Origin of the sequence: Geobacillus sp. LYN3 (assembly GCF_003064505.1) — a bacterium.
In the GTDB taxonomy this organism is placed as follows: domain Bacteria; phylum Bacillota; class Bacilli; order Bacillales; family Anoxybacillaceae; genus Parageobacillus_B; species Parageobacillus_B toebii.
Genome location: NZ_QCWL01000001.1, coordinates 1643517 through 1659555, shown reverse-complemented (window position 1 = coordinate 1659555; position 16039 = coordinate 1643517). Strand labels below are relative to the sequence as shown.

The 16039-nt window shown below is 42.7% G+C and carries 16 protein-coding genes; 4 read left to right on the top strand and 12 right to left on the bottom strand.

The features are described 5' to 3' along the window. Positions 1–84 precede the first annotated feature (84 nt). The 9 genes from opp4A to DCC82_RS08640 form a co-directional block, all read right to left on the bottom strand. Complete coding sequence (gene opp4A / locus DCC82_RS08680) at positions 85–1866, bottom strand: oligopeptide ABC transporter substrate-binding protein (RefSeq protein ID WP_097354375.1); 1782 nt, start codon at positions 1864–1866, stop codon at positions 85–87. 15 nt (positions 1867–1881) lie between these two features. Further along, positions 1882–2784: an ABC transporter permease gene (locus DCC82_RS08675; RefSeq protein ID WP_015863595.1), complete on the bottom strand. Its 903-nt coding sequence runs from the start codon at positions 2782–2784 to the stop codon at positions 1882–1884. 16 nt (positions 2785–2800) lie between these two features. After that, entirely contained in the window at positions 2801–3769 is a 969-nt protein-coding gene (gene opp4B, locus DCC82_RS08670) for an oligopeptide ABC transporter permease (protein ID WP_097354374.1), read from the bottom strand. Positions 3770–3787: 18 nt separating this feature from the next. After that, entirely contained in the window at positions 3788–4714 is a 927-nt protein-coding gene (locus DCC82_RS08665; protein ID WP_015863593.1) for an ABC transporter ATP-binding protein, read from the bottom strand. Next, positions 4701–5723 carry an ABC transporter ATP-binding protein gene (locus tag DCC82_RS08660; RefSeq protein WP_015863592.1) on the bottom strand — a complete coding sequence of 341 codons (1023 nt, stop codon included), beginning with the start codon at positions 5721–5723 and terminating at the stop codon, positions 4701–4703. The genes DCC82_RS08665 and DCC82_RS08660 overlap by 14 nt, the downstream gene beginning before the upstream one ends. 334 nt (positions 5724–6057) lie before the next feature. After that, positions 6058–7548: a glycerol kinase GlpK gene (gene glpK, locus DCC82_RS08655; protein WP_097354373.1), complete on the bottom strand. Its 1491-nt coding sequence runs from the start codon at positions 7546–7548 to the stop codon at positions 6058–6060. A gap of 19 nt (positions 7549–7567) precedes the next feature. Continuing rightward, positions 7568–8395: an MIP/aquaporin family protein gene (locus tag DCC82_RS08650; protein WP_097354372.1), complete on the bottom strand. Its 828-nt coding sequence runs from the start codon at positions 8393–8395 to the stop codon at positions 7568–7570. Positions 8396–8637: 242 nt separating this feature from the next. Further along, positions 8638–9036: a sporulation protein gene (locus DCC82_RS08645; protein WP_062753258.1), complete on the bottom strand. Its 399-nt coding sequence runs from the start codon at positions 9034–9036 to the stop codon at positions 8638–8640. A gap of 368 nt (positions 9037–9404) precedes the next feature. After that, entirely contained in the window at positions 9405–9656 is a 252-nt protein-coding gene (locus DCC82_RS08640; RefSeq protein WP_015863588.1) for a hypothetical protein, read from the bottom strand. Positions 9657–9988: 332 nt separating this feature from the next. Here DCC82_RS08640 and cspD point away from each other — a divergent pair, with 332 nt between their 5' ends. Together cspD and DCC82_RS08630 are read left to right on the top strand one after the other, a co-directional pair. Then, entirely contained in the window at positions 9989–10189 is a 201-nt protein-coding gene (gene cspD, locus DCC82_RS08635; RefSeq protein ID WP_015863587.1) for a cold-shock protein CspD, read from the top strand. Between the two features lie 130 nt (positions 10190–10319). Beyond that, positions 10320–10580 carry a DUF2564 family protein gene (locus DCC82_RS08630; protein ID WP_097354371.1) on the top strand — a complete coding sequence of 87 codons (261 nt, stop codon included), beginning with the start codon at positions 10320–10322 and terminating at the stop codon, positions 10578–10580. 57 nt (positions 10581–10637) lie between these two features. On the opposite strand, the gene DCC82_RS08625 is transcribed toward DCC82_RS08630, so the two are convergent. Beyond that, the gene (locus DCC82_RS08625; RefSeq protein ID WP_097354370.1) at positions 10638–10856 is read right to left on the bottom strand and encodes a zinc-finger domain-containing protein; all 219 of its coding nucleotides are present in this window, start codon (positions 10854–10856) and stop codon (positions 10638–10640) included. An 8-nt stretch (positions 10857–10864) separates the two neighbouring features. Continuing rightward, on the bottom strand, positions 10865–11530 hold the full coding sequence (locus DCC82_RS08620; RefSeq protein ID WP_097354369.1) for a ribonuclease H family protein: 666 nt from the start codon (positions 11528–11530) through the stop codon (positions 10865–10867). 303 nt (positions 11531–11833) lie between these two features. Here DCC82_RS08620 and DCC82_RS08615 point away from each other — a divergent pair, with 303 nt between their 5' ends. Beyond that, a complete protein-coding gene (locus DCC82_RS08615; protein ID WP_081189030.1) occupies positions 11834–12772 on the top strand; it encodes a DMT family transporter in 939 nt (312 codons plus the stop codon). 64 nt (positions 12773–12836) lie between these two features. After that, complete coding sequence (gene sspL / locus DCC82_RS08610) at positions 12837–12974, top strand: small, acid-soluble spore protein L (protein WP_015863582.1); 138 nt, start codon at positions 12837–12839, stop codon at positions 12972–12974. A gap of 41 nt (positions 12975–13015) precedes the next feature. Here the strand turns inward: sspL and acnA are convergent, their stop codons facing one another. Continuing rightward, positions 13016–15742 (bottom strand): aconitate hydratase AcnA, encoded by a 2727-nt coding sequence (acnA, locus tag DCC82_RS08605; protein ID WP_097354368.1) that lies wholly within the window; start codon positions 15740–15742, stop codon positions 13016–13018. Between the last annotated feature and the right edge of the window lie 297 nt (positions 15743–16039).

Genomic DNA, 16039 nt, shown 5'->3' with positions numbered 1-16039 from the left:
TATCATGGTGCCATTGTGATGACAATCATTTTTTGATTTTCACAAACGAGGAAGGGAGAGCAAAGGCGCTCTCCCCTCTTTTTATTATTGCGCTACTTCTGGTTTTTCGGAAGTGACACCAACATCTTTCCATGTTAATTTTGAGCTAGGGTCGACGGTAAAGTTTTTCACACGATTGTTTACCGCATAAATAATCGAGCGGTACAGAGTCGGGATGACAGGTACTTCTTCATTCATCAGCGCTTGCCATTCGTTGTAAATTTTCTTGCGGTATTCTTTATCGAATGCTTGCTCGGAATGTCCTTTTTCTAACAATTCATCATTTTTCTCGTTCACCCATCGAGAATAGTTAAACATCACATCGCGTCCATATAATCCATACGGGTCCACATTGGTTCCAGTGTACCACGCCGCGGCGAACACATCGACTTTCGGGTCATCATTCTGTACCATGTCATAGAACGAATTGAACTCTGCCAAACGTCCATCGACTAGCTGCACATTCAAGCCGACATCTTTCCAGCATTGCATGTAAAATTTCGCCAGCGGTTCGGCAATATCCCCGCCGCTCATTGACAGGAAGTTAATCGTAAACTTCTTGCCGTTTGGATCTTCACGGAAGCCGTCGCCATCGACATCTTTATATCCTGCTTCATCCAGCAATTTTTTCGCCTTTTCTGGATCATACGTATATCCTTTGGCGTTTTTATCATGGTATCCTGGGAAGGATGGCGGAATTAATGTTGTCGCTGGGAAGCGCAACCCGTGATAAAGTCTGTCAGCCACTTCCTTGTTATTAATCGCGTATGCCATCGCTTGGCGAAGCTTTTTGTTTTGGAATTTTGGATTATCCATGACATTTTCTTGTTTTTTCGCATCCCAGTGGCCAAGTTTAAACCCGATGTAGTTGTAAGCTAAATCAATTTTGCCGACAAATTGAATGTTTTTCGTCCCTTTTGCGCTGACATATTGATCTGTCGGGAATTCCGCAATGTCAATCTCGCCTTTTTTAAGAGCTTGCAATACGACTTGCGGGCTGACAACTTTTAAAATAACCCCTTTTAAGTTCGGCTTTCCATCCCAATAATCATCGTTGCGAACAAATTCCACCGATTCGCCTGGAACGATCTTTTTCACTTTAAATGGACCAAAACCAATTGGGTTTTTGCGGATTTTATCCGATTTCGCCAAATCTTTAATCGGAACATCTTTTAAATAATGTTTTGGGAGCGGATAGGCCCAAATGCCTGTCAGCACAGATGGATTGGCATGTTTCCATGTAATGGTTAGTGTTTTGTCATCAATGACTTTAATTCCGGAGATTTTGTCCGCTTTTCCACTATGGTATTCCTCCATGCCGACAATATCTTGAATGAGCGCATCTCCGTAGCGGACACCCGTATAATCTTTATGGCCGATGACTAAGTAAGCGTATTCTAAATCTTCCGCTTTCACAGGCTCACCGTCATGCCATTTGACATTATCTTTAATTTTGATCGTTATCGTTTTTTTATCATCGGAAAGTTCGTATGTCGCCGCGCCATCGTTCGTAATTTCATAGTCTCCGTTTGTACGGAAAAGTGATTCATCGAAAAACTGCAAAATTTCTGCATCCGGTTGCCCTTTGTAAAACGCATAGCTAAGCGTTCCTTCAAATGGTGTATCGGATACTAATCCGTATTTTAATACACCATCTACGATTTTCCCGTCATTTTTGACGGTCATTGGGAATTTGCTGATGTCTTCCTTTTGCGCCGTTTGATTTTTGCTGTCTTTGTTGTTTGTGGAGTTGCTGCTGCACGCCGTTAATCCTAATAAAAGGACAACGAGCGCTACAAAAAACTTCCACTGCCATTTTTTTCTCACTGTTTTTCTCCCCCTTTATCCTAATCGTTGTCTTGCATCCGCCGCGCGTTTTAACGCTTGGCCGATAAAATTTATACACAACATCATTACTAAAATAAGCAATGATGCTGGCAGCCAAACCCACCATTTATTTTGCAAAACATCCGGATTCATCGCATAGCTGACCAGCGTCCCTAGACTTGGCGTGCTTTCCGGCAATCCAAAGCCTAAATAGCTTAAGCCTGATTCAATTCCAATATTCCCGGCGAGGTTTAATGTTAAGTTTACGATGATGATCGAACTTAAATTAGGTAGAATTTGAAAAATAATAATTTTCCAATCTGGCGTACCGAGCGTTTTCGATGCACTTACGTAGTCCAATTCCCTCTCCGCCAGCGTTTTCGCTCGAATAAGCCGCGCCTTTCCTGTCCATAAAAAGGCACTCATAATGAGAATAAACGTAAAAACATTATATTTAGGGACAATCGCCACAAATACGATCACAATCATTAAAAATGGCAGCACAAGGATAAAATCGATAATACGCATGATAATATTATCAATAACTCCCCCATAATATCCGGCAATAAGGCCAACCGTAAGCCCGATCAAACCAGTGATCAGCGTGATTGCCAAACCAATGGTAAATGAATTTCTTGCACCGATAATAAGCTGCCCGAAAATATCCCTTCCCCCATAATCCGTGCCGAGCCAATGCTCTGCGGACGGCGGGGAGTAGATAGCCAGCAAGTCCACTTTGACAATTTCGTCTTGGTCTAATAATAATGAAGCTCCATATACAATGATCAAAATCAAGGAAAGAAGAATGAGAGAACCAAAAGCTAACTTATCCTTCACCAATTCACGCCACATAATAGAGAGACTTGAAGGACTTTTTTCATTTTTTGCATGGATATCGCCTAGTTCCGCTTTCATCATTGTGTCCCCCATTCTATTACTCAATGCGAATACGTGGATCAACAGCGCTTAAGATAATATCGGATAAAAGCGTCCCGATTAAGGTAGCAAGGCCGGAAATCATCACGAGCGCGGTGACAACGCTGTAATCCCGCTGCAGAATTGATTGCAAAAACAATTGTCCAATCCCTGGATAACTAAAAATAGATTCGAGGAAGATCGATCCGCCAATTAATCCTGTAATCTCATATCCTAAGAAAGCAGCAATCGGCAAAAACGAATTTCGTAAAATATGGCGCCAATAAATGCTTGATTCCGGCACTCCTTTTGCGCGCGCGGTTTTAACAAAATCTTTCAGCTTTGTATCGATAATTTCACTGCGCAAATATTGAATCGTCCCGACCGTATTGATCAGCGCTCCAGACAGAGCCGGAAGCAAAAGATGGTTCAGCTTGCTTATATAATAGTCAAACGTTCCTTTTTCCACTTGAATATCGACGCTTCCTCCCGTCGGAAACCATCCTAGTTTGAACCCAAAAATAAACAACATAATTAACGCAAAGATAAACAACGGTGTTGCAAAGCTAACGTAGCTGTATCCAACGATTAACTTATCCGCCCAAGAGTCGGTCCATCTTCCCGAAATAATTCCTAAAGGAATCGCGATCATATACGTTAGTATCAAAATCGCAGCAGATAACAAAATCGTATTCCACATTCGCCCAGCTAGCAAATCGTTGACAGGCTGCTGATGAGTATAGGACATGCCAAGATCTCCATGCAGCAAGTTTTTAATCCAACGTACATATTGAATATGTATCGGATCATTAAGTCCGAGCTTTTCTTTCATTTCCTCTAATGTTTGCGCATCCATTTTTGGATTTCCTGCCAATTGTCCTGTCAATGCATCCCCCGGCATCGCCTTTGCCAGCAAAAATACGAGAACACTTAAAATAAATAGCTGGGGGATCATCATCATGATTCGTCGCAATATAAATTTCAGCATCGTGTCGTCTTCCCCTCTTTACGGAATCGCAACGAAATGCGTCTTGGAGATTTTCTTTAACGGATACGCCTTGCCTTCATCATCAAAATAGCGATGGTACGACTGCTTGTATTCCCTTTCGACTTCTTCGCGAAGCTTAAGCTGCTGTTTTCTCTGGCGCGGATCCGCATTTGGAATTGCCGAAAGGAGACGCTTTGTATAAATGTGCTGCGGATTATTAAAAATTTCTTCGCTCGTTCCTTCTTCGACAAATCTGCCGCGATACATAATACCAATGCGGTCACACATATGGCGGATAATGCCTAAGTCATGGCTAATAAATAAATAGGTAAGCTGAAATTCTTTTTGAATCTCTTTCATAAAATTTAACACTTGCGCCTGCACCGATACATCCAATGCGGACACTGGCTCATCGGCAATAATGAGCTTTGGATTGAGCGTAAGCGCCCGTGCAATGCCAATCCGCTGCCGCTGTCCTCCGGAAAACTCATGTGGATATTTATAAATCGACTCTGGATTCAATCCTACTCTTTCGATAAAATATTGCACTTTCCGTTTTTCTTCTTGCGGCGATAGCTTTTCAAAATTGCGGATCGGTTCGGCGATAATATCAAGCACACGTTTGCGCGGATTCAGCGAAGAATACGGGTCTTGAAAAATCATTTGAATGTCTTTTCGATACGGGTAAAACTGCCTGCGGCTTAGTTTTGTTAAATCGGTGCCTTCTAATAAAATTTCGCCTGCTGTCGCTTTAATGAGCCCGATAATCGCACGCCCCGTCGTCGTTTTTCCGCATCCTGACTCTCCGACAAGCCCATACGTTTCTCCTTGCCTCAGCTCAAAGCTAACATCGTCTACCGCCTTCACATAATCGATGATGCGGCGAAAAAATCCTCCGCGTACTGGATAATACACTTTTAAATGATTGACTTTAAGAAATGCCATGGCCCACGTCCCCTATATGATCATGTGGAAAGTAGAAATGCTGATAACATGTGCAGCGAACCCAATGTCCTGGTTCGACTTCTCGCAAAATTGGATTTGGTTCATGTTTTGACTCATCAATCCAGCTAATTCGCGATTTGAATCGACAGCCTGTCCGCGGCATTTTTTGCAAGGAAGGAACAATTCCTTGAATGACGTGAAGTTTTTCCTTGCGGGTTTGCGCGGAAGGAATCGACTGCAATAATGAGCGTGTATATGGATGAAGCGGATGGTGGAATAATGTTTCCACATCTGCCAGTTCAACAATTTCCCCAGCGTACATGACCGCTACGCGATCGGCCATTTCCGCAACTACCCCTAAATCATGGGTAATCAAAATAATGCCGGTTTTCATTTGTTGCTGCAGTTCTTTCAATAGTCCCATAATTTGCGCTTGAATCGTCACATCCAAGGCAGTTGTCGGCTCATCTGCAATGATAAGCGATGGTTCGCAAGCAATGGCGATCGCAATCACAACCCGCTGTCTCATTCCCCCTGAAAGTTCATGAGGGTAACGATGATATGTTTTTTCCGGATTCGGAATGCCAACACGCTTTAACAGTTCTAACGTGCGCTGCCGTTTTTCCGCCGAGGATAATTTCGTATGATAGTCCATGCTCTCTTCAATTTGTCGTCCTATCGTCATCAATGGGTTCAATGCCGTTAATGGGTCTTGGAAAATCATTCCGATGTCTTTACCGCGAATTTTGTTCAACTGTGAAGTAGATAACGATAATAAATTCGTTCCTTTAAATGTAATGCTTCCTTCCAATTTTGTCTTTTGTGGCGGATGCAGTCCCATCACTGCAAGTGCCAGAGCGCTTTTTCCGCACCCCGACTCTCCAACGATCGCCACTACTTCGTTTTCATTCACCGTAAGGGAAACATCATCAACCGCTGCATAATACTGATCTTGAATTCGAAACGAAACGCGTAAATGATCTATTTCTAAGATTGGTTTTCCGGTCAATATATTCCCCCCTTTTTATTTCTATAATATTTTTGATTAAATTTAATTTATTAAATTTTTAAATTTTATTAATATTTTATTACAGTATTTTTACAAATTCAACTACTTTTTGTTATTTATGTATAATTTCCCTTAATTCCGATTGATTATTTAGCACATAGTTTTATTTTATATCAAATAGGCATACGGTTTTTTATCGTCGGATAACGGAACATATTCAAGTTGCCACATAAACGATGAACAAACATAAACCCAAAATACAGAAATATAGTTTTTGCATGATAATGCAAAAAGAGGCTCGCTTCCAAATGGAAGAGCCTCTTTTTACATACTTTTATTTAAACGCCATCGCGGCTTTCACTGCTTTTTTCCAGCCTGCATATAGCTGTTCTTGTTTCTCTTTTGCCATTTGCGGTTCAAATTGACGTTCCAATTGCCATTGAGATGCGATTTCTTTGCGGTCTTTCCAATAACCGACGGCAAGGCCTGCTAAATATGCTGCGCCAAGCGCCGTTGTTTCATTGATGACTGGACGTTCTACCGGAACGCCGAGCATATCGCTTTGGAATTGCATTAAGAAATTGTTTTTCACCGCTCCGCCGTCGACGCGCAACGTTTTTAACGCAATACCTGAATCCGCTTCCATCGCTGCTAATACATCTTTTGTTTGATATGCAAGCGATTCTAATGTTGCGCGAATGAAATGTTCTTTTGTCGTACCGCGTGTCAAACCAAATACCGCGCCGCGTACATCGCTATCCCAATACGGTGTTCCAAGGCCGACAAATGCCGGTACCACATAAACGCCATCCGTCGAATCGACTTTTTCCGCATACGTTTCACTGTCTGACGCCTTCTTAATCATGCGAAGCCCATCGCGAAGCCATTGAACCGCCGAGCCGGCAACAAAAATGCTTCCTTCTAACGCATATTCGACTTTTCCGTCGATTCCCCATGCGATCGTTGTTAACAAGCCATGTTTCGATTGTACTGCTTTTTCCCCTGTATTCATCAACATAAAGCAGCCAGTGCCATATGTGTTTTTCGCCATTCCTTCCTCAAAGCACGCTTGGCCAAACAACGCTGCTTGCTGGTCGCCGGCCGCTCCAGCGATTGGCACTTCGACACCAAAGAAATGATGTGGTATCGTTTTAGCGTACACTTCCGAGGATGGGCGCACTTTTGGAAGCATTGATTTTGGAATGCCTAAAATATTTAGAATCTCATCATCCCATTGTAATGTATGAATATTAAATAAAAGCGTCCGTGAAGCGTTTGAATAATCCGTCACATGTGCGCGTCCGCCGGAAAGTTTCCAAATGAGCCATGTGTCGATCGTACCGAACAGCAAATCTCCTTTTTCCGCTTTCTCTCTCGCTCCATCGACGTTGTCTAAAATCCATTTTACTTTTGTTCCGGAAAAATAAGGGTCAATTAATAACCCTGTTTTCTTGCGGAATAAGTCATCATATCCTTGTTGTTTGAGTTGTTCGCAAATATCGGCCGTTTGTCGAGATTGCCAAACAATGGCATTATAAATTGGCAGCCCCGTATGTTTATCCCATACGACCGTCGTCTCCCGCTGGTTCGTAATGCCGATGGCTGCTACTTGCTCCGGCTGCACCGATGCTTCTGACAAGACGGTAGCAATTACCGCTAAAATCGAGCCCCAAATTTCATTCGCGTTATGTTCGACCCAGCCTGGCTTTGGAAAATATTGTTTAAATTCCCGTTGCGCGATATGAACAATTTCGCCATTTTTGTTAAACAAAATCGCCCGTGAGCTTGTTGTTCCTTGATCCAGTGACAAAATGTATCGTTCCATCACTAATTCCCCCTCCTAATTACATGAATGCATTTTTTGCTTTATTATAGCTATTCGATGTTTTTCCTTGGCTGATGAATGTCAGTGCGAGTACTACTATTATAGCAATAAGCACATACCAAAATTCCGCTGTCATTTTTCCTAGAAAGACAGCTTTGTAAAATAAACCGCCAAACGAACCGCCAAGAATCGGTCCGACAACCGGAACCCATGCGTAAGACCAATTAGACGACCCTTTTCCCGATATCGGGAGCAAAAAGTGAGCAATGCGCGGTCCCAAATCACGCGCCGGGTTAATGGCATATCCTGTCGTTCCGCCAAGGGAAAGACCAATGGCGACAATAAGAAACCCGACGATAAATGGATTTAGCCCATCGGCAAATTTATTGGCGCCAATGGCTAAAATGCCAAGCACTAATACAAACGTGCCAATTATTTCGCTGATTAAGTTTGCGAAATAGTTTGGAACAGCAGGACTTGTTGCAAATACGCCAAGTTTTGCGCCAGGGTCGTCCGTTTCTTTCCAATGAGGCAAATAATGAAGATATACAATGACAGCGCCAATCATTGCACCAAGCATTTGTGCGGCAATGTATTTTGGCACATCTGCCCATGGAAAATCCCCGTTAAACGCTAATGCAAGCGTTAGCGCTGGATTTAAATGAGCGCCGCTAAATTGGCCAACCGCATATACCGCTATTGCAACAGCAAGCCCCCATCCCATGGTAATCACGATCCAGCCAGAGTTGTGCGCAAATGATTTTTTTAAGTTTACTCCTGCGCAGACCCCGCCGCCAAAAATAATAAGTAAGGCAGTTCCAACAAGTTCTGCAACAAACGCGGTCATTCTTCTTCCCCCTTGTCACATAACTTTTGTAACTGCTTCCCTGCTTTATCCCTCCGGAGGCAAAACACCATCTTTTTTGAAAGCAGTTACATTTTCCAGCGGAAAACACAAAAACCCACACATTTTCCCTCTGAAAAAAGGGAATATGTGTGGGTCTCCAACATCTCCGCCACCATTATTAACTTACTTATAAAGTTAATAGAAAATGTAAGCGTTGTCAATAGATTTTTTACAACTTTTATTTATCTCGGCAAAATTTGAATATAGTCAAAATCTAGCGTATCCACTCCATCCTCAATATCCAAGCGGGTGATAAACCGATACGAAATTCCAGGCTGTGAGGGAGGAAGCGAATCTGGTATCTGGTACGTAAACGGTATCTGCTTCCTTTGTCCTGCCTCGATCTGAAACGCTCCTGCAACCGGAATTGTTGCGATGACATTATCGATTTCTTTCCCATCGCGCAGCGTTTTTTGGATAAATTCTACATCCAGTTTTTCAATTTTTTGTTCCACCGTGCCGCCGAGAATATGAAGAATTCCCTCAATGCACTCTCCTGGCTGAAATGTGGTTTTATTTAAAATCAAATCGACATACGCCGATCCGACTCCGATTCTTGACATCATTTTACGCAATAACATATGCTACACCTCTTATCTCTTGTTCTTGTTGTTCATCCTATAGTACGATGCAGATTTGAATGTTGTTTCATCATTTGCCTATTATAAAGATAAACAGACCTATGCCTTATGGAAGCAAAGGTCTGTTACGTCTATCCCTGAACCTCTGCGCGACTAAAGTCGGCAGATTCTGACGTACTAAAGAGTTTTTTCAACACCTGCGTGCAGTCCGATAAACATCCTGGGCAAACACCTTACTAGGGTTATGCGCCCTGTCGGCTCGGTTCAACACCATATCTGGACTTTCATGACTATATGCTTTTGCAGAAAAACCCTATTTTGATACCGCTTACAATTAAGTTATAGCGTTGTGTCCTGTTTGTCAACTATTATTCATATACATTTTCGTTTTCAATGATATAGTCGATACGAATGACTGGAATATCGTTTCTTTCCACTTCTGCGACAATTAAGCCAATGCGGTCATTATAAATGCAAAACGTTTCTTGCCCTTTTTTAAACGCCGTTTCACCATAAGAAAGAACCATGTTGTAAATTTTGTTATCGGAAAAATAACGCCGACTGACCCGATTTCCTAAACGAACGATCACTTCTTTACCAGCGATTTTTCCGCGGTACATCCCATTCATCCCCCTTTACGCTCCTACTATTCCAATGTATGGTATATTTCTTCCATTCATTCTTACTTTTTTGCTTTCTAACCAAACTATTTCGAGACGCGAGCGGAAAATCCCTGTTTTTTTAACATTTTATAATTTTTTTCTGAATTTCGCCTTCTTTTTCTTGACGATGCCCTTACATTAGTGTATAGTAGAGTCATCATATAACAGAATATATTTCAAGCATTCATCATGTTTGCTCACCTTAGATGGCTGTGAAGTATATTCCGTTATTTGATAAAAAATCTTTAAGTTAGCCTGAGGGCTAAAGGTATTAGGAGGAATTCAGTATTATGCAACACGGTAAAGTTAAATGGTTTAACAATGAGAAAGGTTACGGTTTTATCGAAGTAGAAGGCGGTTCTGACGTATTCGTTCACTTCACAGCGATCCAAGGTGAAGGGTTCAAAACTTTGGAAGAAGGTCAAGAAGTTTCTTTCGAAATCGTTCAAGGAAACCGTGGACCTCAAGCTGCTAACGTTGTGAAATTATAAGGCGTTCGTTGACATAAACGAAAGAACGTAAGTGAAACAAAAAAGGCCGGCAACACGCTGGTCTTTTTTGTTTTTTATGCGCATATTCCTTCCTATTTGACAAACACTATCCGCTAGGAGGTGTTTGCAAATGGAACGTGACATTCATTCTGGCTATAACGATTTAAAACAAGTAGAAATGTTTGTGGAAACAGCGGAAAAAATGGTAGGTCAAGCGACGATGGGCTTGGACAAAGACATGCTTGAAGGCGCCAAACAAGCGATCGCCAACGCGCACGCTCAGCTTTCCCGCGCTCGCGAGCAAGCAACCGGTGTTGATGAAGAATTTTTATCCCATTATGAAAAGAAGCTTGCTAAGGCGGAACATCAATTAAACGAGGCGCTGCATTAACATAAGACGCTGCGCAAAAAAGGGACTTCTCTTATTTGATGAAGTCCCTTTTTTACGTTATTTTGATGAACGGGAAGAAGTTGCAAGCAACATGGCTCCATACTGCTGCATTTTTTCGCCGACCGTGCATTGGTTAATACAAAAGGATTGTGCATATGTTTTGCCGTACTCTTTTCGAAATGTGCTTTTTAAAAAACAGCCGTCACAATACATTTGCTGTAATTCATTTAGTTTATCTAATATTTCCTTTCGTTTGTTCACTTTTTTCTCTCTCATTTCATTGCCTACCCTTTCTCTGTAAGTTCCATCATGCTAGTAATCGTTTGGCCTTCCATCGCTTGACGGGCAAGCTGGTCGGCCTCTTTATTTTGCTTGCGTGAAATCGGCTCGTAAATTGGCTGAATTCCTAATTCGTTGATCTTTTCTTCAATACGGTCCAGCCATGCGTTATGGTCATCTTCAAAACACGGCCAATCGCCAGACAATTGCTTCAAGACGACGTGTGAATCGCCTCGGAAAATAACCGGCAAATGATGAACACCGAGCTCCTCGAGCATTTGCATTAAAAACCAAAACGCGGCGTATTCCGCTTCGTTATTCGACTTCAGTTCATCAAGCTGGCGGTTGGCGCGAAGACGATATTGTTCATTGTTTTGCTTATAATAAATCACCACTCCGACTCCGCCCTGCAATGTCTCGTTATCAAAGCCGCCGTCAAAGTAAGCAATGACATCGTACGGTTCGGTTTCAATTTCTTTCAATAACTTATTTAGTTCTTTTTTCGACCATATGACATTATTTTGGTCAATAAAGCATATTTCCTTTACCCGGCCTGTTTTTTCAAAATCTTCAGCGAATCGCAGCGCTTCTTCAGCGGGTAAAAAATCGGAAGTAAGTACCACTTGCCGTTTTTTCGGCGTAATATATGTCCATTGAATCATGACGTCCAAGCCCTCGTCACCCTTCCGTAATCAATTCCGTGTACAATCTATATCTTACTTTGTATTATACACAATATAGTTCAAAAAACATGTATAGCAGCGGCTTTGTTTCCTCATTACCTATTATTATGCAGCTTTTGTTGCTGTATCAACGTTTTTTGCATAATGTTTCATTGATTTCTATATTGTTGTATAATTTTTCAAAAAAGTGTGTTCTTTTTCATACATTTGTGATACACTACCGTTCGACTATAATTTATTAAAAGTGAAGCGGAAATGATGCAACAAAATGAACAAAACGGGGGGATTGGATTGAAAAAACAGTGGATAGCGGATTTTAGCCTTCTTGCCGTCACGTTCGTCTGGGGGGCAACATTTGTCATCGTGCAAAACGCGATTTCTTTTCTTGAGCCCCTTTCTTTTAACGCGATTCGCTTTATTTTGGCGGGATTATTTTTATTTTTATGGCTCATCATTTTTCATCGTTCGCTTTTTCGTCATTATACCTTGCCGCTTGCCCGCGCCGGTATATGGATGGGGTTTTGGCTGTTTAGCGGCTATGCATTTCAAACGGTCGGCTTACTATACACAACCTCGTCAAAAGCGGGATTTATTACCGGACTTAGCGTCGTACTCGTGCCGTTATTTTCTTTTCTCTTTCTAAAACAAAAACCATCCGTCAATGCGTCCATTGGTGCGGTGTTAGCGGCAGTCGGCCTTTATTTTTTAACCATCGGCGATGGCAAATGGATGTTAAACCGCGGAGACGTATTTGTCTTTTTTTGCGCGATTTCGTTTGCGATGCACATCATTACTACAGGAAAATATTCGGCGCGTTATTCCACCATGTTATTAACAATGACGCAAATTTTCACCGTTGCGGTGATGTGTACGATTTTTGCCTTTCTTTTTGAAGACGAAACGCAAATGTGGAATGTGGCGATTTTACAAAAACGTGAAGTATGGACAGCCCTTCTCATTACGTCATTGCTTGCGACAACGGCAGCGTTTTTAATTCAAACCAACTTTCAAAAATATACGACAGCTACCCGCGTCGCTCTTATTTTTGCGATGGAGCCTGTATTTGCCGCGCTGACCGCATACATATGGGCGAAAGAACAGCTAACGGCTTCCGCAATCATCGGCTGCATCGGCATTTTGTGCGGAATGATTTTCGCGGAGCTTCCCATTACTGCTCGAAAAATGGCGGCGTGCAAAACGGAGGCTAACTCACTAAGACAAACGAAGTGATTTTCTTTTTTTGTTTCATATTTTTGTGCAATAAAGGTGATACTATGCCACGGAGGTGAGCGCGATGACAAAGAATGGCGGCAAAAACCGCGGGACAAAAGCTCCTGGCGTGAATCCACAAGGGTTCGGTCAAGATGCGGCATTTACTCCGGATCCAAAAAGCCAACTAGAAAATGCAGCAAAAAAATCGAATACAAAATAAAAAAAGCAGGCTCTTGGCAAGTAAGAGCCTGCTTCGTTATTTTATTTTACTTTTTTTGTTTTTGCGAGTTTTTCACGCAACACCATCGGTAAAATTCCGCCATGGCGATAGTAGTCGATTTCGACTTCACTATCAAAGCGAACGATTACTTCGAATTCTTTTGTTTCTCCTGTATCTGGATTTGTTGCCGTTACTTTGATCAAATCACGCGGTTTGACGTTTTCGTCAATATGCACTTCGAACACTTCTTTGCCCGTTAAACCTAGCGTTTCTGCGTTTTCCCCTTCTTTGAATTGAAGCGGCAATACGCCCATCAATACAAGGTTCGAACGGTGAATGCGCTCGAAGCTTTCCGCGATGACTGTCTTAATGCCAAGCAAGAATGTTCCTTTTGCTGCCCAGTCACGGGAGCTTCCCATTCCGTAATCTTTGCCGGCAATAACGACAAGCCCTGTGCCGTCTTGTTTGTATTTCATGCAAGCATCATAAATCGTCATGACTTCGCCTGTCGGCCAGTAAGTCGTATAACCGCCTTCTGTGCCAGGAGCAATTTGGTTGCGAATGCGAATGTTCGCAAACGTACCGCGCATCATGACTTCATGGTTGCCACGGCGAGATCCGTAAGAGTTGAAATCTTTTGGTTCGACACCTTTAGAGATGAGATATTGGCCAGCTGGCGTGTTTTTACCGATCGCTCCGGCCGGCGAAATATGGTCGGTTGTGACAGAATCGCCGAATTTTCCGATGACGCGCAAGCCTTTAAGCGGTTCGACTTTGCGAACATCCGGAGATAATCCTTCAAAGAACGGCGGATTTTGAATGTAAGTCGAGTTTTCATCCCATTGATAAAGCGGTTCGTCTGTCGTTTCGATTTCATTCCAACGCGGATTTCCATCGAACACGCGCTCATATTCTTTGCGGAACAATTCCGGTACGACCGTTTGCTTAATGATTTCTTTAATTTCTTCCGTCGAAGGCCAAATGTCGTTAAAGTAAACGTCATTGCCGTCTTTATCTTTGCCGATAGGATCTTTTAACAAGTCAATGTCTACCGTACCTGCTAGCGCATATGCGACAACAAGCGGCGGCGATGCCAAGTAGTTGCCTTTGACTAGCGGATGAATGCGGCCTTCAAAGTTACGGTTACCGGAAAGTACGCTTGTCACAAGCAAGTCGTTTTCCGCAATCGCTTTTTCAAGCTCTGGCGCAAGCGGTCCGGAGTTGCCAATACATGTCGTGCATCCGTAACCGACGATATTAAAGCCGATTTTTTCAAGGTATGGAAGCAATCCGGAATCCCGCAAGTAACCCGTTACGACTTTCGAACCTGGCGCAAGCGATGTTTTCACATATTTCGGAACTTGCAATCCTTTTTCCACCGCTTTTTTCGCTACTAAACCAGCAGCGATTAATACGTACGGGTTCGACGTATTCGTACAGCTTGTAATCGCTGCAATCACAACGGCGCCTGTTTTCATTTTTACTTCTTCGCCGTTTAACGTTACCGTAATTTCTTTATTGAGATCCGCTTCTGTTAAACCGAAGCCTTGGTTTCCTTGCGGAGCTTTTACCGCTTCACGGAACGCTTCTTTCATTTTCGAAAGCGGAATCAAGTCTTGCGGACGTTTCGGTCCAGAAAGATTTGCTTCGATTTCGGATAGGTTAATTTCTACAACATCCGTAAATATTGGCTCTGGAGCATCCGGTGTGTAGAATAAACCGTTTGCTTTACAGTATGCTTCAACCACTTGTACATGGTGCTCATCACGGCCCGTTAAGCGCAAATAATCAAGCGCTTCCGCATCGACTGGGAAGAAACCGCATGTTGCACCGTATTCTGGCGCCATGTTTGCAATGGTTGCACGGTCTGCAAGCGGCAATGTTGCCACACCTGGTCCGAAGAATTCAACGAATTTGCCGACAACACCTTTTTTACGAAGCACTTGCGTTACTTTTAAAGCAAGGTCTGTTGCTGTTGTGCCATTTGGCAATTTTCCAGTCAAACGGACACCGATTACTTCTGGTACAGGGAAGTATGAAGGCTGTCCGAGCATGCCAGCTTCTGCTTCAATTCCGCCGACACCCCAACCGAGAACGCCAAGGCCGTTAATCATCGTTGTATGGGAGTCCGTACCGACTAGAGTGTCTGGAAACGCTACGTATTCTCCATTTTCCTCTTCCACAGTATGAACGACATTAGCTAAGTATTCTAAGTTTACTTGATGGACAATTCCGGTTGCTGGCGGAACAGCCCGATAATTGTTAAATGCTTTCTGCGCCCATTTTAAAAATTTATAACGCTCTGCGTTGCGCTGGAACTCTAAGTTCATGTTGTATTCAAGCGCATCGTCCGTTCCGGCCCTGTCAACTTGCACAGAGTGGTCAATAACGAGATCAACCGGAATTTCCGGATTAATTTCATATGGATCTCCGCCCATATCCGCCATCGCTTTACGCATCGATGCTAAGTCAACAACTGCTGGTACACCCGTAAAGTCTTGCAAAATGACGCGCGACGGCTTAAATGGGACATCGATGTCTTTCATCTCCGGTGTTCCCCATTTTGCAAGGTTTTCGACGTGCTCTTTTGTGATCACACGTCCGTCTACTTGTCGAAGTACCGATTCTAGCAATACTTTAATTGAATACGGTAAACGGGAGATGTTACCGATCCCAGCTTCTTCAAGTGCTTGTAAACGGTAATAATTATATTTTTTACCGTTCACTTCAAATGAAGAACGTGCGTTGAAAACGTCTTGTTTTGCCATATGTATTACCCCCTCAATTCAATACTATACTATTTTTTCGAAGCAAAGTCGAAAAAATAGCATGAATTCTCCCAACTCCCGTAAAATTGGTACGCTTTTATCTTATTATAAGGAGGAAAAGTTGTAAATAGAATTTCGAAGGTTTCGTAATTTATGGCTGTTTTATGATGCCTCTTCTTAAAAACAAGAATAAACTTGTTGATCCGTTACAAACTAGTAGCGGAGGTCAACTACCCAACAGCTAAAGCCGTGGGCTTGCAGCTAGCCTAATTGGCTGCCGCGTTCGGCTGGTTGACA